This window comes from Bacillota bacterium (genome assembly GCA_013178415.1).
GTDB lineage: Bacteria > Bacillota > SHA-98 > Ch115 > Ch115 > Ch115.
In genome coordinates this window covers 17,871-38,703 of the sequence record JABLXA010000012.1, presented here as the reverse complement: position 1 = coordinate 38,703, position 20,833 = coordinate 17,871, and the positions used below count along the sequence as shown (strand labels likewise).

47 protein-coding genes are annotated in these 20,833 nt (G+C 49.3%); 13 read left to right on the top strand and 34 right to left on the bottom strand.

The features are described 5' to 3' along the window. Positions 1 to 108 precede the first annotated feature (108 nt). From HPY52_10705 to HPY52_10565, 29 genes are all read right to left on the bottom strand, one after another. Positions 109 to 417, bottom strand: a complete 309-nt coding sequence (locus tag HPY52_10705; protein NPV80727.1) for a hypothetical protein — start codon at positions 415 to 417, stop codon at positions 109 to 111. Further along, entirely contained in the window at positions 414 to 632 is a 219-nt protein-coding gene (locus tag HPY52_10700; protein ID NPV80726.1) for a hypothetical protein, read from the bottom strand. Before HPY52_10700 ends, HPY52_10705 begins: the two co-directional genes overlap by 4 nt. Beyond that, positions 629 to 850 (bottom strand): hypothetical protein, encoded by a 222-nt coding sequence (locus HPY52_10695; protein NPV80725.1) that lies wholly within the window; start codon positions 848 to 850, stop codon positions 629 to 631. The genes HPY52_10700 and HPY52_10695 overlap by 4 nt, the downstream gene beginning before the upstream one ends. A 10-nt stretch (positions 851 to 860) precedes the next feature. Continuing rightward, positions 861 to 1,166 (bottom strand): hypothetical protein, encoded by a 306-nt coding sequence (locus HPY52_10690; GenBank protein NPV80724.1) that lies wholly within the window; start codon positions 1,164 to 1,166, stop codon positions 861 to 863. 85 nt (positions 1,167 to 1,251) lie between these two features. After that, a complete protein-coding gene (locus HPY52_10685; protein ID NPV80723.1) occupies positions 1,252 to 1,422 on the bottom strand; it encodes a DUF2292 domain-containing protein in 171 nt (56 codons plus the stop codon). Between the two features lie 116 nt (positions 1,423 to 1,538). Further along, on the bottom strand, positions 1,539 to 2,033 hold the full coding sequence (locus tag HPY52_10680; GenBank protein NPV80722.1) for a DUF1599 domain-containing protein: 495 nt from the start codon (positions 2,031 to 2,033) through the stop codon (positions 1,539 to 1,541). A 42-nt stretch (positions 2,034 to 2,075) separates the two neighbouring features. Beyond that, positions 2,076 to 2,339: a hypothetical protein gene (locus HPY52_10675; GenBank protein NPV80721.1), complete on the bottom strand. Its 264-nt coding sequence runs from the start codon at positions 2,337 to 2,339 to the stop codon at positions 2,076 to 2,078. A 1-nt stretch (position 2,340) separates the two neighbouring features. After that, complete coding sequence (locus HPY52_10670; protein ID NPV80720.1) at positions 2,341 to 2,955, bottom strand: hypothetical protein; 615 nt, start codon at positions 2,953 to 2,955, stop codon at positions 2,341 to 2,343. 196 nt (positions 2,956 to 3,151) lie between these two features. Beyond that, positions 3,152 to 3,451, bottom strand: coding sequence for a hypothetical protein (locus HPY52_10665; GenBank protein NPV80719.1), 300 nt, complete (start codon positions 3,449 to 3,451; stop codon positions 3,152 to 3,154). Beyond that, positions 3,426 to 3,644 carry a hypothetical protein gene (locus tag HPY52_10660; GenBank protein NPV80718.1) on the bottom strand — a complete coding sequence of 73 codons (219 nt, stop codon included), beginning with the start codon at positions 3,642 to 3,644 and terminating at the stop codon, positions 3,426 to 3,428. Before HPY52_10660 ends, HPY52_10665 begins: the two co-directional genes overlap by 26 nt. Beyond that, positions 3,641 to 4,006, bottom strand: a complete 366-nt coding sequence (locus HPY52_10655; GenBank protein ID NPV80717.1) for a hypothetical protein — start codon at positions 4,004 to 4,006, stop codon at positions 3,641 to 3,643. The genes HPY52_10660 and HPY52_10655 overlap by 4 nt, the downstream gene beginning before the upstream one ends. Further along, positions 4,003 to 4,317: an ASCH domain-containing protein gene (locus HPY52_10650; GenBank protein ID NPV80716.1), complete on the bottom strand. Its 315-nt coding sequence runs from the start codon at positions 4,315 to 4,317 to the stop codon at positions 4,003 to 4,005. Before HPY52_10650 ends, HPY52_10655 begins: the two co-directional genes overlap by 4 nt. Continuing rightward, positions 4,314 to 4,544, bottom strand: coding sequence for a hypothetical protein (locus HPY52_10645; protein ID NPV80715.1), 231 nt, complete (start codon positions 4,542 to 4,544; stop codon positions 4,314 to 4,316). Before HPY52_10645 ends, HPY52_10650 begins: the two co-directional genes overlap by 4 nt. Beyond that, on the bottom strand, positions 4,519 to 4,779 hold the full coding sequence (locus HPY52_10640; GenBank protein ID NPV80714.1) for a hypothetical protein: 261 nt from the start codon (positions 4,777 to 4,779) through the stop codon (positions 4,519 to 4,521). The genes HPY52_10645 and HPY52_10640 overlap by 26 nt, the downstream gene beginning before the upstream one ends. Continuing rightward, the gene (locus HPY52_10635) at positions 4,742 to 4,975 is read right to left on the bottom strand and encodes a YgiT-type zinc finger protein (protein NPV80713.1); all 234 of its coding nucleotides are present in this window, start codon (positions 4,973 to 4,975) and stop codon (positions 4,742 to 4,744) included. Before HPY52_10635 ends, HPY52_10640 begins: the two co-directional genes overlap by 38 nt. Continuing rightward, positions 4,975 to 5,196: a hypothetical protein gene (locus tag HPY52_10630; GenBank protein NPV80712.1), complete on the bottom strand. Its 222-nt coding sequence runs from the start codon at positions 5,194 to 5,196 to the stop codon at positions 4,975 to 4,977. The genes HPY52_10635 and HPY52_10630 overlap by 1 nt, the downstream gene beginning before the upstream one ends. Further along, on the bottom strand, positions 5,196 to 5,351 hold the full coding sequence (locus HPY52_10625; GenBank protein ID NPV80711.1) for a hypothetical protein: 156 nt from the start codon (positions 5,349 to 5,351) through the stop codon (positions 5,196 to 5,198). The genes HPY52_10630 and HPY52_10625 overlap by 1 nt, the downstream gene beginning before the upstream one ends. A gap of 2 nt (positions 5,352 to 5,353) precedes the next feature. Continuing rightward, positions 5,354 to 6,187: an ATP-binding protein gene (locus HPY52_10620; GenBank protein ID NPV80710.1), complete on the bottom strand. Its 834-nt coding sequence runs from the start codon at positions 6,185 to 6,187 to the stop codon at positions 5,354 to 5,356. Then, positions 6,117 to 7,001 (bottom strand): hypothetical protein, encoded by an 885-nt coding sequence (locus HPY52_10615; protein NPV80709.1) that lies wholly within the window; start codon positions 6,999 to 7,001, stop codon positions 6,117 to 6,119. The genes HPY52_10620 and HPY52_10615 overlap by 71 nt, the downstream gene beginning before the upstream one ends. A 6-nt stretch (positions 7,002 to 7,007) precedes the next feature. Beyond that, entirely contained in the window at positions 7,008 to 7,418 is a 411-nt protein-coding gene (locus tag HPY52_10610; GenBank protein ID NPV80708.1) for a LysM peptidoglycan-binding domain-containing protein, read from the bottom strand. Beyond that, positions 7,415 to 8,311, bottom strand: a complete 897-nt coding sequence (locus tag HPY52_10605; protein NPV80707.1) for a radical SAM protein — start codon at positions 8,309 to 8,311, stop codon at positions 7,415 to 7,417. The genes HPY52_10610 and HPY52_10605 overlap by 4 nt, the downstream gene beginning before the upstream one ends. A gap of 2 nt (positions 8,312 to 8,313) precedes the next feature. After that, positions 8,314 to 8,547, bottom strand: a complete 234-nt coding sequence (locus HPY52_10600) for a hypothetical protein (GenBank protein NPV80706.1) — start codon at positions 8,545 to 8,547, stop codon at positions 8,314 to 8,316. Then, entirely contained in the window at positions 8,540 to 9,145 is a 606-nt protein-coding gene (locus HPY52_10595; protein ID NPV80705.1) for an RNA methyltransferase, read from the bottom strand. Before HPY52_10595 ends, HPY52_10600 begins: the two co-directional genes overlap by 8 nt. Positions 9,146 to 9,277: 132 nt before the next feature. Next, positions 9,278 to 10,084 (bottom strand): hypothetical protein, encoded by an 807-nt coding sequence (locus HPY52_10590; protein ID NPV80704.1) that lies wholly within the window; start codon positions 10,082 to 10,084, stop codon positions 9,278 to 9,280. A gap of 1 nt (position 10,085) precedes the next feature. Beyond that, positions 10,086 to 11,120, bottom strand: a complete 1,035-nt coding sequence (locus tag HPY52_10585) for a hypothetical protein (GenBank protein ID NPV80703.1) — start codon at positions 11,118 to 11,120, stop codon at positions 10,086 to 10,088. A 192-nt stretch (positions 11,121 to 11,312) separates the two neighbouring features. After that, positions 11,313 to 11,528 (bottom strand): hypothetical protein, encoded by a 216-nt coding sequence (locus tag HPY52_10580; GenBank protein NPV80702.1) that lies wholly within the window; start codon positions 11,526 to 11,528, stop codon positions 11,313 to 11,315. Further along, on the bottom strand, positions 11,503 to 11,700 hold the full coding sequence (locus HPY52_10575) for a hypothetical protein (protein ID NPV80701.1): 198 nt from the start codon (positions 11,698 to 11,700) through the stop codon (positions 11,503 to 11,505). The genes HPY52_10580 and HPY52_10575 overlap by 26 nt, the downstream gene beginning before the upstream one ends. A gap of 104 nt (positions 11,701 to 11,804) precedes the next feature. Then, a complete protein-coding gene (locus tag HPY52_10570) occupies positions 11,805 to 12,008 on the bottom strand; it encodes a hypothetical protein (protein NPV80700.1) in 204 nt (67 codons plus the stop codon). After that, positions 11,965 to 12,195 carry a helix-turn-helix domain-containing protein gene (locus HPY52_10565; GenBank protein ID NPV80699.1) on the bottom strand — a complete coding sequence of 77 codons (231 nt, stop codon included), beginning with the start codon at positions 12,193 to 12,195 and terminating at the stop codon, positions 11,965 to 11,967. The genes HPY52_10570 and HPY52_10565 overlap by 44 nt, the downstream gene beginning before the upstream one ends. A gap of 87 nt (positions 12,196 to 12,282) precedes the next feature. On the opposite strand from HPY52_10565, the gene HPY52_10560 reads away from it, so the two are divergent. Next, positions 12,283 to 12,471 (top strand): hypothetical protein, encoded by a 189-nt coding sequence (locus HPY52_10560; GenBank protein NPV80698.1) that lies wholly within the window; start codon positions 12,283 to 12,285, stop codon positions 12,469 to 12,471. Between the two features lie 17 nt (positions 12,472 to 12,488). Here the strand turns inward: HPY52_10560 and HPY52_10555 are convergent, their stop codons facing one another. The 3 genes from HPY52_10555 to HPY52_10545 all read right to left on the bottom strand — a co-directional run bounded on the left by HPY52_10555 (position 12,489) and on the right by HPY52_10545 (position 13,641). Continuing rightward, positions 12,489 to 12,755: a hypothetical protein gene (locus HPY52_10555; protein ID NPV80697.1), complete on the bottom strand. Its 267-nt coding sequence runs from the start codon at positions 12,753 to 12,755 to the stop codon at positions 12,489 to 12,491. Positions 12,756 to 12,804: 49 nt separating this feature from the next. Next, positions 12,805 to 13,344, bottom strand: coding sequence for a helix-turn-helix transcriptional regulator (locus HPY52_10550; GenBank protein ID NPV80696.1), 540 nt, complete (start codon positions 13,342 to 13,344; stop codon positions 12,805 to 12,807). 105 nt (positions 13,345 to 13,449) lie between these two features. Then, the gene (locus tag HPY52_10545; protein ID NPV80695.1) at positions 13,450 to 13,641 is read right to left on the bottom strand and encodes a helix-turn-helix transcriptional regulator; all 192 of its coding nucleotides are present in this window, start codon (positions 13,639 to 13,641) and stop codon (positions 13,450 to 13,452) included. Between the two features lie 110 nt (positions 13,642 to 13,751). Between HPY52_10545 and HPY52_10540 the strand changes: the two genes are divergently transcribed. Together HPY52_10540 and HPY52_10535 are read left to right on the top strand one after the other, a co-directional pair. Then, positions 13,752 to 14,060, top strand: a complete 309-nt coding sequence (locus HPY52_10540; GenBank protein NPV80694.1) for a helix-turn-helix transcriptional regulator — start codon at positions 13,752 to 13,754, stop codon at positions 14,058 to 14,060. Positions 14,061 to 14,083: 23 nt separating this feature from the next. Next, positions 14,084 to 14,221: a hypothetical protein gene (locus HPY52_10535; GenBank protein NPV80693.1), complete on the top strand. Its 138-nt coding sequence runs from the start codon at positions 14,084 to 14,086 to the stop codon at positions 14,219 to 14,221. Between the two features lies 1 nt (position 14,222). On the opposite strand, the gene HPY52_10530 is transcribed toward HPY52_10535, so the two are convergent. Then, positions 14,223 to 14,447 carry a hypothetical protein gene (locus tag HPY52_10530; GenBank protein ID NPV80692.1) on the bottom strand — a complete coding sequence of 75 codons (225 nt, stop codon included), beginning with the start codon at positions 14,445 to 14,447 and terminating at the stop codon, positions 14,223 to 14,225. A gap of 163 nt (positions 14,448 to 14,610) precedes the next feature. Here HPY52_10530 and HPY52_10525 point away from each other — a divergent pair, with 163 nt between their 5' ends. Further along, positions 14,611 to 14,910, top strand: coding sequence for a hypothetical protein (locus tag HPY52_10525; protein NPV80691.1), 300 nt, complete (start codon positions 14,611 to 14,613; stop codon positions 14,908 to 14,910). Positions 14,911 to 15,086: 176 nt separating this feature from the next. Here HPY52_10525 and HPY52_10520 read toward each other — a convergent pair whose 3' ends face one another. After that, positions 15,087 to 15,374, bottom strand: coding sequence for a helix-turn-helix transcriptional regulator (locus tag HPY52_10520; GenBank protein ID NPV80690.1), 288 nt, complete (start codon positions 15,372 to 15,374; stop codon positions 15,087 to 15,089). A 153-nt stretch (positions 15,375 to 15,527) separates the two neighbouring features. Between HPY52_10520 and HPY52_10515 the strand changes: the two genes are divergently transcribed. The 9 genes from HPY52_10515 (at position 15,528) to HPY52_10475 (ending at position 20,832) form a co-directional block, all read left to right on the top strand. After that, entirely contained in the window at positions 15,528 to 15,959 is a 432-nt protein-coding gene (locus HPY52_10515) for a helix-turn-helix domain-containing protein (protein NPV80689.1), read from the top strand. Between the two features lie 30 nt (positions 15,960 to 15,989). Then, complete coding sequence (locus HPY52_10510; protein NPV80688.1) at positions 15,990 to 16,241, top strand: hypothetical protein; 252 nt, start codon at positions 15,990 to 15,992, stop codon at positions 16,239 to 16,241. Further along, the gene (locus HPY52_10505; GenBank protein ID NPV80687.1) at positions 16,213 to 16,488 is read left to right on the top strand and encodes a type II toxin-antitoxin system RelE/ParE family toxin; all 276 of its coding nucleotides are present in this window, start codon (positions 16,213 to 16,215) and stop codon (positions 16,486 to 16,488) included. The genes HPY52_10510 and HPY52_10505 overlap by 29 nt, the downstream gene beginning before the upstream one ends. 86 nt (positions 16,489 to 16,574) lie before the next feature. Continuing rightward, positions 16,575 to 16,805: a type II toxin-antitoxin system HicB family antitoxin gene (locus tag HPY52_10500; GenBank protein ID NPV80686.1), complete on the top strand. Its 231-nt coding sequence runs from the start codon at positions 16,575 to 16,577 to the stop codon at positions 16,803 to 16,805. After that, positions 16,802 to 17,029 carry a type II toxin-antitoxin system HicA family toxin gene (locus HPY52_10495; protein NPV80685.1) on the top strand — a complete coding sequence of 76 codons (228 nt, stop codon included), beginning with the start codon at positions 16,802 to 16,804 and terminating at the stop codon, positions 17,027 to 17,029. The genes HPY52_10500 and HPY52_10495 overlap by 4 nt, the downstream gene beginning before the upstream one ends. A gap of 31 nt (positions 17,030 to 17,060) precedes the next feature. Further along, positions 17,061 to 17,483 carry an ImmA/IrrE family metallo-endopeptidase gene (locus HPY52_10490; GenBank protein NPV80684.1) on the top strand — a complete coding sequence of 141 codons (423 nt, stop codon included), beginning with the start codon at positions 17,061 to 17,063 and terminating at the stop codon, positions 17,481 to 17,483. Between the two features lie 77 nt (positions 17,484 to 17,560). After that, the gene (locus HPY52_10485) at positions 17,561 to 18,052 is read left to right on the top strand and encodes a hypothetical protein (GenBank protein ID NPV80683.1); all 492 of its coding nucleotides are present in this window, start codon (positions 17,561 to 17,563) and stop codon (positions 18,050 to 18,052) included. Positions 18,053 to 18,316: 264 nt separating this feature from the next. Continuing rightward, positions 18,317 to 18,805, top strand: a complete 489-nt coding sequence (locus HPY52_10480) for a hypothetical protein (protein ID NPV80682.1) — start codon at positions 18,317 to 18,319, stop codon at positions 18,803 to 18,805. Next, positions 18,802 to 20,832 (top strand): hypothetical protein, encoded by a 2,031-nt coding sequence (locus tag HPY52_10475; GenBank protein NPV80681.1) that lies wholly within the window; start codon positions 18,802 to 18,804, stop codon positions 20,830 to 20,832. Before HPY52_10480 ends, HPY52_10475 begins: the two co-directional genes overlap by 4 nt. The last annotated feature ends 1 nt before the right edge of the window (position 20,833 follow it).

Below are 20,833 nucleotides of genomic sequence, written 5' to 3'. Positions count from 1 at the left end.
AGCGGCCTCCGCCGCTCGTTCTCACGATACCCCATTTTGAGACAAAAAAAGACGCACCACCTGTCATCAGATTAGCAGCTTAAAAAAGAATTGTCAATACCCTAGCGTCTAAATTCCCACACTTCGCATATACCACGGCTTCCACCACGATTTTTTATTACGCCCCCGATATCTGCCGCTCTTACGGCTTCCACCCCTCTTGTAAGGTATCTTCAAAGGAGAGGTGTCATCCTCATAGCATTCCCGGGCTTCGATGCTCTCCCTTTGTTCGATCGCCCTATCCGCACGTCGAGATAATCCTCGCTTGAATTCTTCCCAACCGCACCGAGGGCATCTAACCCATCCTGGAACGATCACGTCAAGCGTGGCCGCACACTCAGGGCACCAGGACCTGAGCTCATCAACCGTGATGTTCATTCCTCCGAGTCGTCCTCCTCTTCTATCGGGATAATGCCATCGCCTGCATCCCAACCAGCAATCTCACGTATCTCCCTGAAAGCAACAGCCCGCAACTCCCGAGGTCTCTTGAGCCTGTCTCCTAGCCGGACGAGCTTATGTTTCCAGTCGATATCCAAGATTGACCACTCAGTTCCATCGCGAAGTATAACTCGGTGACCTGTGCAGATACTCATCCCCGCCTCACCTGCCTCAGCGCCCCGCCCCGAGACCTCCGGTAAGCGGGAGCCCGCATCATCGCAGCATAATCCTCGTGCTCTGCTAATCCAAGCCAAGCCTGCGCATCGGCGAGCAATAAATCGCGTCCCCAGGCCCAATCTAAAAGCCTCAACCGGATCAAAGCTACTATGACTAAGGGGTTCTTGTCCCAAAGATATCCAAGTATTGTGATCATGTCGCGCCTCCTAATATCGCGTCTGTTTCATCGCGCCCCGGACGCGCTGATATGCGGGTGCGCGCATAAGCTCCTTGATTTCTTTCTCTTTCCTTGCACTGACTATCTCTTCATGTTTCAGCAGGTCATCCAGACTTGCATAGTCGAGCCCGCATCGTCGATTAACGCATTGCCATCGGCCCTCGACCTGCCCCGACCAGACAAGCGTCCGCCACCCGCAGCGGGGACAGGTATAAAGCATGACGGCCTGGCCCTCGCCCAATATCTCTCGTTCGCGCCTAGCTAAGGTAAGGGACTCAAAATCTAACGGTTTCATCCTGTCACCCCCGATAAAGCGAAAGCGGGAGCCACTCTCTCGAGCAACTCCCGCGCGTTCTTCGCTCTGGGATATCGCTATTTCATTATTGCGCTTTTTCCAAGTCTATACTTCGTCTGACTTCCAAAATCCTTCGGGGTTGTCCGTCCCGCATGGTTATTGTGATGTCGCCATATTTCGTTTCCCGGAGGTAGTCAAGCAAAATCTTTTCCCGCTCCGTTACCTCGACGACTATGACCTTTTGTTTTTGCTCCAACTGGGACACCCCCTTAATCATAGCATTATTTCCCAGACTGCGCAAATCCAGAATTCTCCTGTTCTTTTAATCGTACCACGCGGCGAACGGTAACGGGCGCCGGCCCTGCCTCCACCCTAGCTTGCCTGTATATCCTCACTCAGCGGTAACGTGAATATCCCCCGCCGCAGCATTTGCGCTATAATCGCATAGTTTGCGATGTCCCACCAGGAGTCCTCAATACTCTCATTCTGCGGCTCCTTGTCCTTGCTTAGCAGATTCCTTAGCCGCGCCACCTTGTCATTGAGCCTGACTAGCACGCCGAACTCCCCGAATGCCGTGATATTCTCGTGTCCGTAATCTCGTTGCTTCTTGATCATAAGTTCCCGCAATTCGGCTATAATAGCATCGAAAGCATCCTCGAATGTTGCAGGGGCCTTCACCGCATGGCCCTGATCCGCCGCCACGCTGTCGGGGCCTGCGGGATTTTCTAAATCAGCCGCTGGGGGTCCAAATTCTACACCGTCGAATCTGAAATATCTGTGGCAATGCACACAATGATAGGATCCACTAGGCAATTTTTCAAAAAACTCTCCAATTCCGCACACCGGACATTTTGTTAATCCGCTCATCCCTTCGCCTCCCCATAATCAACCTTATAGCACCTCCAGCACCTAAACCTTTTCTCCGACCTTTTGCGTATCTCTAAACCTGCATACTTGATCGCAGTTTGGACACCACTTCATTGTCTCCATCCGCCCATTTGAATCGGCAAGCTGAGATTTGAACTCCAGCTCCGTCCCGCAGTCCATGCAATAAGTCGTCTCAACTTTTTCTAGCTTCTCAACCATTAGCGTTAGGCCGTCCCGAATAGCCTCTATTTGCCTTCTCAAATGACCAACGCCACCAAGTTTGATAGTAATTACATAGTCTCCCATGTTAATCACCTCCTCCCGCAGGCGCCACCACATGGCACCTCCAGCACCTTGGCTCATATCGCACGCTGCCGTCGTCGAGTACTATCTGTGGCTCGTCCCACCGCGCAGGAGTCCCATCGAGGTGTAAACGTTGGGTCACATCTGCCCGTCCTCCGCAGACAGCGCATCTGGCAAACATATCAATGCGCACGTCCGCGATTTCCCGGAGTTCCCAGGTAGTAGAAAATTCGTATCGCTTGAAATCATAATCCAATCCCGCGCAAATCACCGTCCAGCCCCATTCACGAGCGGCACGTTTGATGATGGGAACGGCCTCGGGAGGGAAGAACTGGACCTCGTCAATGCCTACAGCAACCTTACTTGTGCCATAAATCTCTTTTAAATCAATAAATTCTCCCTCTAGATCACAGATGGGCACAACGATTCTCTTTTCGCCATCATGCGATTTCGCCATTATGTTGCCACCCTCAAACACTATTGTAGGCGTCAATATTGAAGGCACTCTGATGTAAGGAACATTATATCCTTCCTTTTCCCGCCAATCCAACCGTCTGCAAAGTTCTGTCGTCTTACCCGCGAACATCGGCCCCGTGATAAGCTCTATCCTGCCGGCCACAATAAACCCTCCTAATCCTGATATGTGTTATACCACCCAGGGTATCGGGGGATATTACCCCCTATCTAAACTGGCCATATTTTTTCTGCGGCATTTATCTTGCCCTATAACAAGAGATTTTTTTCGATACATAAATCTATCTACCCCATATTCGATCTCTCAAAATAGACCCCTTTCTGTGCAATTTTGACCCATTTTAAGAGGACAGTCTACCCCGATTTTTCAGCTCGACGAGTTTCTCTATCGGCAACACGATCAGCCAGCCTTTATAATCAGCCCTAATTGCCAGCCAGTCCCGCCCCTCTAGCCACTGATACAACTGCTTGAACCCGTCCCGCCGGCGCTTTACCTCTCCAGTCCCAAGGCCGGGGACCACCACGTCCCCGGCATAGTCTCCGCCGGCAGCACCGGACAGGGGTACTCTCGAGCCCCCAAGGAGCCGGGCGAGCTCGCGCTCTGCACCAAATCCCTTACGCCGTGGCGCCTTCCCTGGCATCATCCTTGGCCTCCTTGATTTGGCTTATACTCATATACGCCCCGCACTTTTGGATAGTCACTTCGCGCCGCACAAATACGTCCTGCAGATCGTCAACATCACGTAGAAAAGGGCAAATCTTAATGTGCACACAATCGCCGCATTGAGATTGCTCGAGGTTAACGACTGCATAATCGTTCGCGAAAAATTTCATGCTGCCACCTCCAATTTTCTCCATTCCTTCACTATAGCAATTACCCGATCCATGTATATAGGACTTCCATTCTTTTCCTTTGGTTTCTTCCCACCAAATCCGATCTCAACAGCTGTGTAGTACCGCGTCGAGGGACCGTGTATATTCAATATCGTGTGCTGTAATATCACCCAATCACCTTTCCGTATGGGGGTATTCCCCGGTAGAGCAAGGCCGACCCAAACAGAACCGTCATCGTCTTTCTTGAGCGCCAATTTGCAGGCTCCGCATATACAATTAACGACAAGAGCAAATACGAAATCGCCCTCAAATGGTATCACTTTATTGCAGTTAGGATGTGGACAAGAGATCATCAACTTCACGATCCCACCACCTCAAAATCAATCGCCCAGACCATCTCGTCAGGCACCCATCGCCCATAGATCCGCTCAAACACTTTCCGATACTCCTCTACCGACCCATACCCCTCGCGTCTTGCGTCCTCCTCGCTGATATCCCCTAACCGCTCCTGCCTGACCGCGAGGATTTTAATGCGTGCAAACGGCTTCGCATAGTAATTCAACCGCGCCTGATGTATTGATCCTACGTTCCAACGTTTCTTTCCCACTCGCCGCGTTTGTGTCTTTCGACCTGCCAATATTGGCTCTACATGCTCAGGCTTAAAAAGGATCACGCCGCCACCCCCAATATCCGCTCCAGGTCCACGCCTTTGGACCGCATAATCTCGCCGATCGTCACATGCCAAGGCTCACGGTGTTCATGGGGTGCAAATATCCGTTCCCCTCTCGCCCTCCATGCCTGATAGTCACTCTGCGGCAGCCCCCGATCCAGAAGATCGATATACGCCACTACGAGATACGCCGCCGCCTTGATCTCATCCCAGCTCAGCCTTCTGCCCATTCCGCGCACCTCCTACATTGCCATTTGCATTCCCCGCCTTCGGCAACCGAAACAGCACACGCATACCGCAGCCCTTCCCCTTAGCGATATAACCCTGCTTCCGCTCTAGTAACCCCTCACTTGCCATGCGGCCCGCAACCTCTGCCAGCCCCTTGGGTAGCGTATGCCATTCTCCGTCCGCCAAATAGTCTAGGACTCTATTTCTTTTCACGATGGCACCTAGACGTTTCCGCATCAGTCCGTCCCTCCGACTTTCTTTTGGCCTCGTTCAGCATGTAACGAGCATCTTCAGGCTCGTACACTTCTTCCCCGCATTTCAGACACACCCACGCTTCGATGTCGGGGAAAACGTATCTGTCCTTGCCTTTCCATGTCAATTCAACATCCCTCAGTCGCTTGACCATCTCCGCGCCGCAAACATAGCACTTCATCAATCCGTTCCCCCATACCCATAATCATCCAGCCAATCTTCTGGCCAATCTTCTTCATCTGCTTCGATAAAATAATCACAAGCATACCAATCCGGACAAACGCTTTTGAATTTAACCTCTGGGCACATGCAATTGCCTAAATCATCGTTACCATCAATATCGTCATCATAATCATCCCAATCAAAATAGCTACATTCACCACACCGTCTTACCTCAACCATCAATCCGTCCCCCCGACCTTGATCTCCTCGTCGTCCTCGTGCCCGTTCAGTATCCTCCGCACTATACACTCTGCCATCATGTCTAGATCATCTTCATAGACCCTGTAATCAATCAGTCCTTGACGAATCCGCTCAAGCAGCTCCCTTTTGGTCATGATTATGCTTCCCTCCTCAGTCGTGCCCGGGCTTGCTCCTTCCGATAGCTCGCGGCCATATTCGCAACAAAGATGCTAGTCTCAGCAATCCGATCAAATGCTCGTTCTCCAATATGAGTTTCTAACTCCTTTGGAGTCCTAAAGTTTCCAGTGATGATAATTGGCCTCTTCCACCAATAACGGCCATCTATGATGCTATATAACCGCTCCTCAACCTTCTCCGTCCATTTTTCAGCGCCAATGTCGTCCAGGACCACCAAATCGGCTTCAATAAGGCTATTGATTATCTCTGACTCACTCTCTTTCTCATTTCCCCGATAGGTTGCATTGATCCTGTACATCAACTGAGTCACCGACTGAAAGACTGCGGGATATCCCCGCGTTATAACCGCATTTATGCAAGCTGCCGCTAGGTGAGACTTCCCATTCCCTGGAGGGCCGAAAAGCACAAGTCCTTCTCCCGTATGTAATTGTTCAGGCCATGCCTCTATATATTTGCGAACCATTTCATATGCTTTCTCTGTCCCCGGTCGCATGATCCAGTTATCAATTGTGCACTCGCCGAACCGAGGTCCAAGATCGCTCGTTGAAAAAAGCCTCTCAATCTGTTGACGCCTATTGCGTTGTTGGCATTCTTCTTTGAGCCTTTCCAACTCCTCAATTCGGCACTTGCAGGCGGGGTAGACAATATGCCCAAACTGCTCAAACATAACTTTTACAGGCTTAATTTCCCGCCCGCATTTTTCACAAATATGGACTTCCAGATCATCGTACGACAAAGTCTGAATAATCGTCTTCGCCTTGAGGATATCCCCTATGCTTTTGACTTCGTCCACCGTTTATCACCTCCAATGGCCGATAATCATCCTCCCACCCCTTGGCGTTTAGCCAGGTCGCAGGGTAAGGGATATATCGCCCACCCTCCTTGCGCCACTCCTCGGATGTCTTGGCCCGCTCAATGGCAGCCAACATAGTCTCCACGAGCTGCTCGTCCGGCTGGAGCTTGGCCCACGCCTTTTCGGCTTGGCCCTTTGAACGTTTCTTTGGATAAGCTGTCCAGAATTGCTCGAAGAGCTTATCATCCGCCGGGGTCTTGGCCCGCTTTCGCTGCTCGCCCGGTTGCTTCTCTTGTTCAAGGGGATCTTTAGGAGGTTGCTCAGGCGCGCCGCCAGGCGGCGCGTACGTACTTCCTGTACCTGTTACTGTTCCTGTACCTGTTCCTGGTTGACGTAACCGTTGCTGCAACCGTTCAACCAAGGGTTTCACAAACTGTTTCTCACATTGTTCTAAAACAGCTAGAAAATCTTGAAATAGCTGGGTTTGCGGAATCTCTTCTAGTTTCTCTATAGCGCTTTTAACTTGATTTGGGTTTTCCAAAGGATTGTGCTTGAGGTAATTTTGGATGAACACTACATGAGCATCAGCGTCATATTTAACTCGCCCTGTTTGTAGCAGTTCCTGTAACCCTTTATGGAACCGTTTCTCATCCCATCCCAAGTCAAAGCAAGCATAAGGCAAAGGGAGAAAATAGAAACCTATAATGTTACGATGGGGAGATGTTAAGAAATAAAGCATCAGATAGCGCGCGTCGTCCGAAACTGCACGCATTTTTTCGTCTTGCCAAAACCTGCTTTCCACTCGTGTATACATTACTTATTACTCCCCCACCGCCAATTGCATCTTCTGTTTTCGTCCAACCCCATATAACGCCGGATCGGGTATCCAAAGCACCTGCCCTGGCCTGATTACTGGTCCGTCCGGCCCCTCCAATTTGCTCGCCCGCCTAATAGCCCACACCATACGGCCCGTATGCTGACCCGGATATAGCTTTGCCGCGATGGTCCATATGCTGTGATCGTCCCATTGAACGATATATGGGACACACTCGTACTCCTGCGTTGGCCAGTGCCACTCCCGTACATCGAGTAATCGCAGGGCCAGGGGGGAGTCCCCAGCCCCCGGGGGAGGGTGGGGTGGATATGGCTGGATACAGCTAACGTAGATTCCAATGCAGGTTAATATTGCCAGAATTAAAGAGTAAAATTTTTTGCGACGCCGGCGGGTCATGCAGGGTCACTCCTTCCCCATTGAGAATCACGATACCTATTCCAGGGCACGCTCTTGAACACCGCTTTATGATTCACCCACCGCGCGAATGCCCTTTGGTAGGGGTCGCGCCGGTTATATGGCATCACGAACGGGTCCACCCCCATGCCCCGAAGAGTCTCTACTCTGTATAGATCCTCCTCCCATACCGTGTCGAATCCAATGAGAACATAGAACATTACATCATGCAGCGATATGTGGCGTTTCAATACCTCTATCCCCCGCCGGATCGCTGCCTCATCATTCATCTTGTCCCACGCGAAATGAATCCTCTTCCAGAGGCGTACCTTCGCGAGAAGCTCGGCCTGCTCGTCATTGATTAATCGTGCGTCGAGGCCCTGCGAGAAATCGACGGCCACTTTTGTCTCAATAAACTGCCTCATCACACATTCGAAATGCTCCCAAGGCGCCGCCGTCAGATTATTATCAAGAAGGATCACCTTGCGCTGACCATGCCAAAAGGACTTGAGATCTCCGACCACCCGAAGGCGGCCCTCCTTCTGCGGCACTATGCAGAATGGACAGTGGCGTACACAGCCCCGCGTCGTGAATCCGATAGCGAAATCACATTTTGGATAGAGCGAATAATCGGGAAAGGATTGTTCGGCCTCCAGTGGTAGAATCACGTCAAGGTTATAACCAGTTCCACCCTTGAAAACGTGGGCTGGTAGATACGGAAAGTCCGGTGTGGTGGTGAACACCTTAGAGGCATATATAACATCATATCGGCTACCCTCAAGGGCGTTAAACCATTCGACGCTGTCACCATGCGCCTTGTGCCAAGCTGATAACTTCATGAGCGCCAAATTCGGCCACTTTCCGTCTACCTGAATTAGCCCGACGCGCTGGGTCATGCCTAGCCACCACCTTCCTGTTCCGGTATCTCAGTCAGCCCGAGCCGGCTCAATTGCTCGGCTAAAGATATGAGCCATTGGCTGAATTCAGCAGCCTGCCTCTCGTCGGGGAACCCTGCTATCACCGTAAATGCTGATCCATCTTGGCGATATAGCTGAATTCGTTTCATCCCCGGTATCGGGCCGATCATATATGTTGCGCCTTGAAATGTGACTCCTCCCCAAGGGCTATCCATCCTGCTCACCGCCTTCTTGGGCTTCCCGCCATTTTGCGATAGCCTCGGCTAGTGCATCATAGTAGGGATCGGCACCCTTGTTGATAGGAATCTGTGCTGCGAATTCCGCTACAGCTTCGGCCTTCCGCAGCACCGCGACTTGGGCCTCTAGCTCCTTTATTCTCTCGCTGGCATCGGTAATCCAACCTTCAAGCTCCCTTACCCGCGCTTCGCATATCTCCAAGTCTTTCACTGGCAACTGAATCAATGCATGACATCTATCACGCGCTTCTTCACTTAGCCCTTCATCCTCCGCTCCCAGTAGGTAGCACGCCCGCTCCGGGTGAACGAAATTCCTGAGCATAATCGCTCTATCGTCTATCTCGATGCCGATCAGTTTGCAGTCGTAAGGCAAGTGCTCGTATAGATCATCTAGGGTCTGGAAATGATACAGGGGTATGTGTCTGAAAGCCTTAACAGTATCACTCTTCTGCCTTTCATACCTTTTGCCGATGGTGAATATGAAACTGGCGCCGAAAATCATTGCGCTCCTGTATAGTGTGCCGATGTTCTGTTTCGCCTTCGTGTGCTCGATTCCGATTCCAAAGTACCCGCGCATCACATACCCCCCTTTCGGGGCCGCCCTCGCAAGTTCCCAGGATCGCCAAGGGGGACCTTTTCACCCCTTTCATTTCATGTTTTTTGCCACAATATATTGGTGGGCGGCCCTGCGTTTTACTATGCTGTGCGGCTACTCAGCCGCAACGGTTTGGTCTTCTGTGACTTCCTTTTCCTCGTTTTTCTTAGCTTCAAGCAACATGTCGCATAGCTCGTTGTATTCGTCGATGGTCAGGTCCTTGCTGCTCTCCTTGCCGAACATGTCATACATGAGCTTTTTCATTGAGTCTGCGTCTGCTCGGGCCTCTTTGGAGATCGCGTATAACCTCTTCAGCTGTGCTTCTGTGGGCTTTCGCTCACTATTTGCAGGCTTACTAGAGTGTATATCGGGGATATTCATGTTGGGCGTGACCTTCGTGTATCTGCCCTCTTGTTTTGCCATGGTGATAATCGCCTGCTTCAAATCCTCGCGTAGGAGTCTCATCTTCGCGTTCCTAGCGGCCTTGCTAACGGCCTGTTCATACGCAAACTTATTTACCGCTCCGCCAGGATGACGCTTAGGTTGCCGTTTTACCCCAAAGACTACATCCAGGAGAGTTTCCTTTGTCTCGCCTGTCTGCTGGTTGGTCTGGATAGCAAAACGCCCGGCCTTGACATGAGCTACAAATTCATCAGGAGTTTCCAAGACGTTGAGTTCTAGTTCGCGTAATACTTCGCCTTGTTTCGCCATTTCACGGACTACCGCGTCAACTCCGGCTTTCGATAGGCCGCAGACTATTTGACTGTCCTGCTTGAATTCATATACTAAAGCCTTCACGGTCTGGCCCTGAAGTTCTGCTATTATAGCCTCGTCGTCCAAGCTATCCATCGCAACAAATGGATCCCATTGAGTTACACCTTGGGGCTTACGCGCAAGGGCTTTTTCTTCAGGCATCGCCATTTCAGCACACCTCCTCGATCTTTAGTTGTTCGTAGGTGTCAACCTTGACCAGCTTGGCTAGCACATCGGCAGGCAGCTCTTTCCGCGCTAGCTGGGTATCGAATCTCTCCTGCCTGCGCTCTACCTTCTGCGCTATCCACCGGCCTGCCATAACGGGCCTGTCCTTGATGGAGGCAAGGAGTCTAGCTTTTAGCTCCTCCCGTGCCTTTTCCAGGTCGCTGATTTCTTCGCCTAGAGTCTGGTACTGCTCCACCACATCTGCGAGGCTATCATCCACGATAGCCTTCGCTTTGGGCTTCGCGTAGTCGGGCCAGCAGAGTTTTGTGTATGGACAGTATGGGGGTCTGCATTGCCAATCTTCTAGGGGATTGAATTGGGGATGAATCTCTATTTTTTCTTGAATCTTGTAACATAACTCATTTAAGCAAGCTAACTGAACTTCAACAAAATAGGGGTCATATGTAATTTTCTCGTAGGTATGATCCCACAGCCGATTCTTGGGAGTTTCTTTATCGCGGGCTACAAGGTAAGCTTGACGTATTGTCCATCCTCTGCATATGCCATGTAGATATAGCTGAACCTGTGTGTAATATTGGGGATGCGACATCTTGACGCCCTTCTCACGTAGTTCCTGGAAGGCCCTATGTGAGAGGCATTTCGCTTCGAGTAAACTTGCTGGTTCTTCAAGATTATTAGGATTGATAACGATAGCGTCGATGTGCCCCACGAGTCTTCCCCAATCAAGCTCAATGGTTACCTCACGTTGTTGTTCCGCTATCGTATACGGCCCGCCCGGCAAGCGTTCCGCCGCCCACTCCAAAATGCTAGCCTCGTGTATCTTGCCCTCTTCAAACGCCCGAAGAGTATACTCGGTTGGCGGCGCGCCTTCCACTCCCCATGCTTCGAGCTGGAGCCTGCGGGGACAGGCCCCAGCAGAACTGATGCGGATTATCATTTCCTTCTTGTCAACGATTTCCACGGCCATCTCACTCACCCCTTTGCTCAGCCCTGCGTTTATCCAAGAGAAATTGAGCATATTCGATGTGTTGAGCCAATCTTCTACAGAATTCCTCCGCAGGCACTGAACAGTCCGCTTTTTCGAACTCGGGATATTTGCCCAGGATTAGGGTTGGGTCGTTTGGTCCCTTTAGCCTACAAGAGAAAACCAGCTCTCCATCTTCATTGTCAATATGGTGACCACGAGCAAACGGACATGTTACGATGCATTTCATTCATCCTCACCCGCCGTCACGTATTCGGCTCCTAGCACATCGAAGAGATAGTCGGTTTGGCACTTTAGATCGTCGTGGATATACTCGTCGCCCAGTCGAATGCACTCTTCGCCTTTGTAGATATCGCCGCCACATACTGCACAGGTTGTGGCAATCTTCTCGGGCTCCGGCTCGTACCATTCCGGGCTATGCGATACCGACGTTTGCAACATCGTCTCCCACCTCCTCAGCCATCAATGCTGGGTATGGGTGCTTAATCTTTGCTATGATACTGTGAAAACTTTGATCCAGTAGCAAATCTATTAAGTCGAGCGCCGTCATCTTATCCGCTATCCCTAGCTGTATAATCCTCTGCCTGATATACTCGAGTTCCAATTTATCCACGCCCTCATCCCTCCTTGACACCCCAGCACCGGCGTGATATGCTGAAGGTGTGTATGGATTTTCTTTTTCGGGGCTGAGGTAGAGCCAATACCTCAGCCCTTTCTCTATGCCGCCTCATCGGGTCTCACCACTCTCAGCGGCCTCGTGTCGCCGGACGCCATCCTGAGCACCCGCTGGAATTCCCGGACGGTGCCGACATAACGGACAGCCTTCTGCCATCGAAACTGTTTTAGATCGTCATAAAACTGCCGTGCCCTAGTTGTCTTAATACCCAGCCGCCGAAGTCGAAGGATTTGATCTCTCGTCACTTCCGTTTTTGCACCTCCTCTCCAGCCATTGTTCCAGCGCCTTCCTCGGTACTATTTTCCGCCGCCCGATTTTGACGTGCGGTAGCTGTCCTTGCCGGATTAGCTCGTATACTTGCCACTCGCTCACCTGGAGCTCGTGAGCTACATCCTTAACCGTGAGGGCGAGCGGCGATTCCTTTCCCTTCATGCCAGCACCTTCTTTTGGCAGGATTTTCATGCGTAATATCGAATCAGTCCTCCAGGCACCGGGCTCCCCAGCAAGGAGGCTGATATCGTGTCCAAGCCGAGCAGGTCTCGAAATGAAAACGGTCGTTTCCGCAAGAAGCGCAGTGACACGCACCAGAAAACCTTAGAGCAGGTTTATGATGGCAGCATCCCTGACGGCCGTAGCGATCGTCACCTGAAGACCATCCTCCAGAAGGAGGATGCTCCATCCCTGTCCCAGTTGCTGAAGAAGGATTAACCGTGTGGCCCGGTGCCTTAAATCTTCCTGTCGGGGATTTCTACTTCCCCGATTTTTTCAATGCGCTCGACCCATCCAGCCGGAATTACTATGTAGTCATGCTTGTTTTCGCCCGGCTCAAGGGCATAATTCTGAAGGATAGCGATACATCGTTTTGTCCTCTTTAGCAAGAACCCACATGAATATTGCGGAGTCAGGACATCTTCAAAATGCTTGGGGAACTCGCAACTGTCTGCTCGACACGCATCACGCCATCTCACCACCACAACGGGGAGCTTTATCATGCACTGATCTCCTCCACGACTGTGAGAGCGAGGGGCGAATCGTTCCTGCTCATGCCGATGCCTCCTCGTCCTCTTCGGTGATATAGCCCCGCGCCCGGAATTTGGCTAGCTGGCGATGCCTAACTGCAACCATGTCAATGCCATATGCCTCGCACCATGCTGCCAGCGCCATCGCAGCCGCTGGAATGAGATCCGCAACCTGATCCATCGCGCGCTCTAGGGTTCGGCGTTCATCCGGGGACAAATCGCCGGGCCGGAGCTTGTTTACGAGGCTTAGATTTTCCAACGCTCCAATCGCTTCCCTCGCTTCGGCCAGGATAACGGCCAGCTCGCTTACCGGGTGCCTATCCACCCTATCCAGCCAAGGTGGAACGAGAATATTGACCGGGCATTCCTGGCACGCGGTCATGGCGAGTCGGGGGCTCTTGAGCACTTTTGCAGCCCGAGCTGTAATGTCGATTGGTATTGGACGCACCCCGAGCTCGTAGCAGCGCAGACTGGATTCACTCGTCCCGCACTTCCGCGCTAATTGTGCCTGGGTTAATCCGGCCCGCTCCCGCTCTTCTCTCAAAACCGCCGAGGTTTGCATGCTTTTCACCTCCTGTTAGGCTCCCTTGCCTGCGCCTTCGATGTTAGACTGTAATTGAGGTATGGCTCCATCGCGTTTCATGCGCTCCGTGCTGCACCTTGAAAACTAAATCTTGTCATCTAGGAGTTCGCTTACCGGAACTCCAAGGGCCGCGGCGAGCTTGTCTAAAGTGCGTACTGTTGGGCTCTTCTGACCTGTCTCGATGTAATGGATTGAAGCCTGAGCCACACCTGCGGCTTTTGCAAGCTCTTGTTGTGAGAGTCTACGCTGTTCTCGTAACGCCTTAATCTTGTTCATGAGTTATCACCTTTTCGATTACATTATATCAGTAATTTGATAGAAGTCAATAACTTTTTTGATTCCCCCCATGGTAAAATCAGTATAGTAATTACTGGCAGGTGTTCCACTTGGATTTCGGCATCCGAATAAAGGAACTCCGAGAAGCTGCTGGGTTAAGTCAAAACGAATTAGCACGTCGGGCTGGAATCGCCCAGTCCGGTTTAAGCTATCTCGAAACAGGGGCAAAGAGCCCGAGCATCGACACCCTTTTGCGAATCTGCGATGCTTTAGGGGTTTCGCTGAGCCAATTTGTTGGACAGGAACCCGATCAGATATCTGAGGATCTGCACCAACTTATCCGCGAAGCTAAGGATCTCACCCCGGCTCAGCGAAAGGCTCTTACGGAATTCATCAGGACCCTTAAGGCTGCTAAGTAGAGTTTTCAAGGAGCGTGGACCAAATGGCCAACAAGAAACAGACCAGTCGCAGGGTCGCCAAGAAAGCCTCAAAGATCTTGAGGGATGATCGCTTCAGCGATGATTCAAAGTCCGTCGCCGGAAGCGCCCTCGCACAAACCAAGAAAAGTAAAGGCAAATAGGCTAGAACTCATAGGACACGATAAATTCCGTATTTACAAACACAGTTTTCTTGCCATCCAGAATCTTGAGGAAGCCGCCTTCCTGGACGGCTGCATCTATGTCAGTTTCGACCTCGATATTGTCGAAGTAGTCGCCATTAGCTAGGCACAAACGGCGTATATGTCGAGCTGCTGAGTCTTTAAGCCTTTCGAATGTTTGTATTCGCCCGGAATTGGTCTCAGTCATGGTAGTGCCTCCTCAGTCGGTTCCCGTTATGTCTAGGGTCGCCGCGTGGTCGGCGGGGAAATCAACCTATAAAGGAGCATTTTAATGATCTCTTATTCCAAATGCCCGCTTTGTGGCGGAACCTTAGTTATCTCTTACGCTGAATCCAGACCAATTTCGTAGAATGGAGGTAGTTGCTATGTGCGACTCACATGGACCAAGGTTAAGTGACACTAGAGAGCTTTTTGAAACCGAGCACCTTGACGAAGCTAATCGGTATATAAAGCAGGGCTGGGTCCTCCTTGATATATACAAGACAACCTATGACTACCAGATTGCGCCGAATGACATCACAATGCACTATGTCCTAGCCTGGATGAAAAGTGATGAACCGGTGCATCCTGAACCACCTAAATCTAAATGGGACTTCTTGGTTATACGCGATGAGCCTGAACCTACTAAACCAAACACAGAAGATAAGTGAAACCATTCTTGCTGCTATACGTGTCGAGTAGCTTCCAGCCGTTCCTTAGTCTCTCGTTCGCTTCGTTGATGTCGGTCGTCTCAAAGAGTTCCTTTACCTGCAGCAGTAATGGTATTGGCATTGATGCTCACTTCCTTTCCTAAGGCTAAGCCTGAGATACGCTTAAGGTGATGGAATCAGTCCGTGCCCGTCATGTCCAGGGATGCGGCGTGCTCGTCGGATGCGTTACGTCCCATAGATGGCAACGTTTCGTTGGGTTTGTTGCCAAAAAATAAGTCGGGGAATAGTTCTGAGGCTGGCAAGCCAAACAGCGCTTCCATCGCCAAGGCTAAAGGTAATCTTGGATTTCTCGCCCCCTGCTCAATCATGCCATAAAAACTTGGCGTGATACCAAGCTTATCGGCTGTTTGGGCCTGTGTCCATCCCCGACTTTTTCTGGCTTTAATCAAACGAAGTCGCTTCATAATTTGGTGGCTCCTTCCGTTAGACACAACGTTGCGTTGTGTCCTAATTGAATTATAGAACACAACTTTATGTTGTGTCAACCCCTAAAACAACTTTTTGTTGTTGATATTTTATACCCAACACCATGTGGTATACTGTTGGTGGTGAAGATAATGCCCACATCTAATAAACGAGGGACATTTGCCGAAAGGCTCCGCGCATTACGAGAGAAAAAAGAGGTCACCCAAAAAGAAGTGGGTGACCTTGTAGGCGTTACTGATGCCGCAGTTGGCATGTGGGAGCAGGGGAAACGACTGCCGGACGCAGAGACAATTGCCCGTCTTGCTGACTTCTTCGGGGTTACCGTTGACTATTTGGTAGGGCGGGTAGATGATCCTGCGTCGCACGACCCCTCCACTCCCCCCTGGTGGTATCGCGACACCCCACCTACGGACGTCGAGCTGGAGGAGTTCCTCAAGACCGCCAACGTCCACTTCGATGGAGCGCCCCTCACAGATGAGGACAAAGAAGATATTATGACCTACTTGAAGGTGAAATGGGAACGGGAGCGAAGAAAGAGGGAAAAGAATGATAATACCAAATAACAGTCCTTTCAGTAGGAAGGAGGTACTCCTATGGAGTTGCCCATCGAAAAGGTTGCCAAGGAATTTTCGGCCTTACCCTCTGGAGATAAATTAGAGTTCCTCAAGAGAATTGTTATAGCCCCGCCGGGCGAATGGATCGAGTTAGACGGGAAATTCCACTTCGTCCCCGAAGGCCCTCCGGCCACAGAGGAAGAAGAAAAGGCTTTCGAGCAGGCGAATGCAGAGATAGATGCCGGCCGGGGGGTAACATTGCATGAACTCAAGAGAACCCTCAAAATTTAATATAATCCTTGATAAGCAGGCAGCCAAGTATCTCGAAAGACTTGAAACCAGATGGCAAAGAAAAATCATTAATATCCTGGAAAATATGGCTTCTAACCCATTCGGAGGCGATATTGAGACAATCAAAGGGAAACCCGGCTACTACCGTCGCAGGGTGGGGCGCTATCGCCTGAAATTTACCATCTTGATAGAGAAGAGAGAAATACGAATCCTGGAATTTGGTCCCAAAGGAGACTTTGATTATTAGTTAAGCCTGGGAGAGAGGGTTAATTGCGATGTCGACCGTAGCATACATATAATAAGGGCACAGCCAAGCGAAAAGAGGTCTGCCCGATGGAAGAATTGAAATATACTGTCATTCTTGAAGCGGATGAAAATGGTTGCTATATAGCTACTGTGCCCGCACTTAAAGGATGTCATTCTTTCGGACGGACACGCGAAGAAGCCTTGCAGCGAGTCCGCGAGGCTATACAACTTTATCTAGAATGCCTAGCAGAAGACGATCGTCCTTTCCCACCGGATATAGAGGTTGACGCTCTTAATGTTAAGATAGAGACAGCATGAGCAAACTTCCCCGAGATTTGCCTCCAGAGGATGTTATCGCCGCGTTGAAAAGAGCCGGCTTATACGTCCGGCGCACTAAAGGAAGCCATGTGATAATGCAGAGAGACGAACCGTTTGCCTGGACCATTATTCCGATACATGACAAAATCCCGGTAGGCCTGCTACGCCAAATCCTCAATGATGTCCAGATATCCACTGAAGAGTTCATTAGACTATTAAAATAGCGCCTTAGTTTTGGACAAGCAGGTGGCTTATATGGACTACATAAGGCAGACCGTGGAATGCATTGTTCAAGAGCATGACACCCGCGACCCCTACCGTCTCGCTCAAGCTATGGGGATTGACGTGGATGAGTTCCCCTTCCAAAGAATCAAAGGCCTCATAATTGAACTTGTCAACCGAACCGTTATAGTTCTCAATTCAAACCTTCCAGATTGGTATAAGCGGCTGGTTTTGGCTCACGAACTGGGACATCGTCAACTGTCACCGCAAGGCGCTGGGTACTTCTTCATTTCAGAATGCACCTTTATGGAGTCTAAAGTAGAATATGAGGCCAACCGGTTCGCGGTTGAATTACTCGCTGGCGATCAAAAACCCGAGATTGATGAGACCCTGGAGCAGTTTGCCGGCAGGGTGGGGGTGCCGGTGGAGATGATGCGGTATAGGGTAATCCGATGAAAGAACTGGGGTTGCCGACTTTTTATTAAATCTGGGAGTAGGTCCAATGAAGTTATTATTAGATGGAGGATGGGCATATGGATCGCCATTGTCAAATTGCCACATCAGTGTTTATACTGCTAATCGTTTTCGCAGGTGCAATACAAGGGGCTGAAATTAAATATGGCTCTACTCCTGACGGCAAAGTAACTGGTGAATGCATACGCCATGCAAAACCTTTGGCATGGGTCCTGGAAGTTTGGATAACTAACTTTTCAGACCAAGATTTGGACTTGAGTAATGCTCACTTCTGGTGTTTTGATTCCAAAAGGAACGAGATAACTGTCCTGGCCCCGGGCGAACTAAGCAATATGTGGAAGGCCGGTGAAAATCAAGGCAATTATTACCACGAATTTTTCGAAGGATTAACTTCCGATTCTTTTGGACCACATAAACCCATTTTGCCTGGCACTACCACTCGAGTCCTTTATATGGTGGATTGGCCTACTCCTGAGGAAGTAGTTCTGGAGATCCCCGGGCATGGCAAGCTCTGGATAAAGGTTCAGGAGAGAGAAACCTCACAAGATTAGCAAAGAGAAATGATTATAGATTCGGATAAAAACAATTGCGGATAACCCTTCGCCGCCGCGGCGCCTGCTCTCCTCCGTCCCTTCTGTTAGTCGTTCCCGGCGCGGCGGGGAGGAGATCTGGTTACCCGACTATATTCAACATCTACCATCAGGCTTGCCATCAGAGCCATATGTTTCTTGCAGAGCGGGCAAGTTTGACTTGTTATGGAGGAGAGTGCTGTGTTCCATTATAGCCTCTATCGAAGAATATCACGGAATGTATCATTGGCCTTGCTTGTCTTTGTTGGGCTACTAATTATTTTTCTTACTACCTCTTTCCTTCTCTTTGCTGAGGAGAAACAAACAACCATAGTGAATAATGCGCGTACATCATTGGATATGAATAACCTTTCGCTAGAGTTGGTGCGTCTAAACGAGAAGATAGATTCGCTAGACAACCGACTCAAGATGCAAGAATCTTTCTTTCAATCGTCTGTAAAGCGCGTTGAAACAACAACACATGCTATTGAGGTTTTTATTGCGATAGTTGGACTTCTTACGGCATTTTTTGGAGTAAAGGCACTCAGAATATGGGCGAGTTCTGAAATGGAAAAGAGATTTGAAAAAGGGATTATGGACTATATTGATAGGGTGGCAAAACCCATTATTGAAGGAGAATTGCAGTCTCTTAGAGAGAATAAAACTGAGATGCTAGAGCAATATAGGAAAGCTCTGGATGAGTTTTATGATGCTATAAGGAGGCCGCGGCAATGACTGCTTCCAGGAAGATTCAAAGCATATTATCTCAATGTTTTTTCTTTGTGGACCCGAGGGCAAAGCTCTCCAGAAAGGAATTACAAGAGTGGTTAGTAGAATTGGCACTTTACCAGGCTACAAAACCACTCGATGCTGACGATATTGCCACCTCTATCTTTACTAAAGTACTACCCGTAGATGAGAATCCGTTTAAGGCAAGATGGACAAAAGATGCCTGTGATAGACTTCGGGAAAAGGGACGCATCAACTCAATAACAGATCGCGAGGAGATGCACCTCTTTATTCTATCAGACCAACGCAGGACGCAGCTTGATATAACTAAACGTAGACTTGATGATACCATAAAACAGTTTGAAGAGTTGGTGAAGAGGGCTTATAGAGCGGAGGTAAAGGACAATATTTTTCCCATGGAACAGGAAAGAGCTATAATTGAAGCTACGCATCTTATGGTCCAAGATATCTTCGTGCAAAATGCAATTCGGCTTGCTTTTTTAATAGACTCGTCTTCTGGGAAGAGATATTTCAAAGATAACTACGAAGAGATAACAGGGAATAAGTTTCTTTTAGAACGGCTAGATTCCATATTTGGAGGAAAAGACCTTCGGGTTCCAAGGATTAGCCATGCAATTATAGAAACCCTTCTTTCAGGGGATCCTACCGTTCAACAGTATCTCACTATATGTCACCATAAGGTCCTTTACTCCCATCTTCTCGATATAGATCCTTCTCTTCAGAAGTACCAGAGTGAGCTGTTAAAACAGCGAACTATAATACTAGATGGCAACGTGATAATTGCCATGATGTTTAGAAAACATCCTAGACATACTGTCGTTCAAAATCTATTTGAGGATGCGCAAAGACTAGACATGAAATTGGGAGTTTTCACATGGACTATCCAAGAAGTAAAGCACTACATTGACGGGGTAAAGAAGGATCTGCTAAATTTTGAAGAAACCATTCGTGACCAACGGAAATCAAAACGTATTGCACATATCCTAGAAGAACTCCTTGAAATTAAGGGTCCACCATCTGCTATCGATATGCCCTTCCTCGATTCATACTTTGCTGGCTTTGAACCAAGGTATTGGCTGGAAGAGAGAAATATTATGATTTATGAAGGAAACCCACCTTATGAGGAAGATAGGTTAAGTGAAGTAAAGTCTATCTTATACGAACACAAACTTAGAAGGTATGGTAGTAAAGAAACTCCTCATCCTAACGTCATAGAGCATGATGCTCTATGTCTCTTAGAAATAAGCGAACTCCGGCAGGAAACAGATGGAGACACAATGGGACCCCGCATCTGGTTTCTTACTCTTGACATGGCTCTCGCGTCCGCGGAACGCGAAATGGTACTACATCGTAAGCTTTATCCTCTTCCCTGTTCCCTTAGAGTCAACGACTTCATTGAGGAGTTAATGGCTTATGAGGCCCCTCAAATGCCGATTGAGAAATATCATTCTTATATTGGCCTCTTAGTTGAATCCTGGATAGCCGCAATTGATTTTGATGAAGAGATCAACTCAGAAGAACTTCTATCTATCGTAAATAATCCAGCACTCCCGGCCTCTCAGATGCTGGAATCTAGCGAGGAAAAGGCGGAATATCAAGCTAGGACATTTGTGGAATCTCGCTTTTTCCAATCTTTGATAAACCCCTGCGCTCAGCAAGACAAATATGGACAGTTTCAAGAGTTGAATATGATGCTAGATCAGGTAAGAAGAGCTCGGGAAAAAGAGGTTAAGCAACGCATATCCATTGAGCTTGACACGATATTGCAGGAGAAAATCGACAGATTGGAACAGGTTTTCTCAGAAGAGCTTTCTAGAGAACGACAAGAACGACAAGAAATAATGGCAAACATGGAAGAATTAGGACGCCAGAATTCTAAACTTCAAGTTCAACTTACGGAATCTAATAATCAAAATAGAAGGTTGAGATTGTCTTTGTTTATCATACTGGCTTTGTTCATCCTTATAGGAGGACCTATGCTATGGTTCTTTATGCGGCCTATTCTACGTTGAC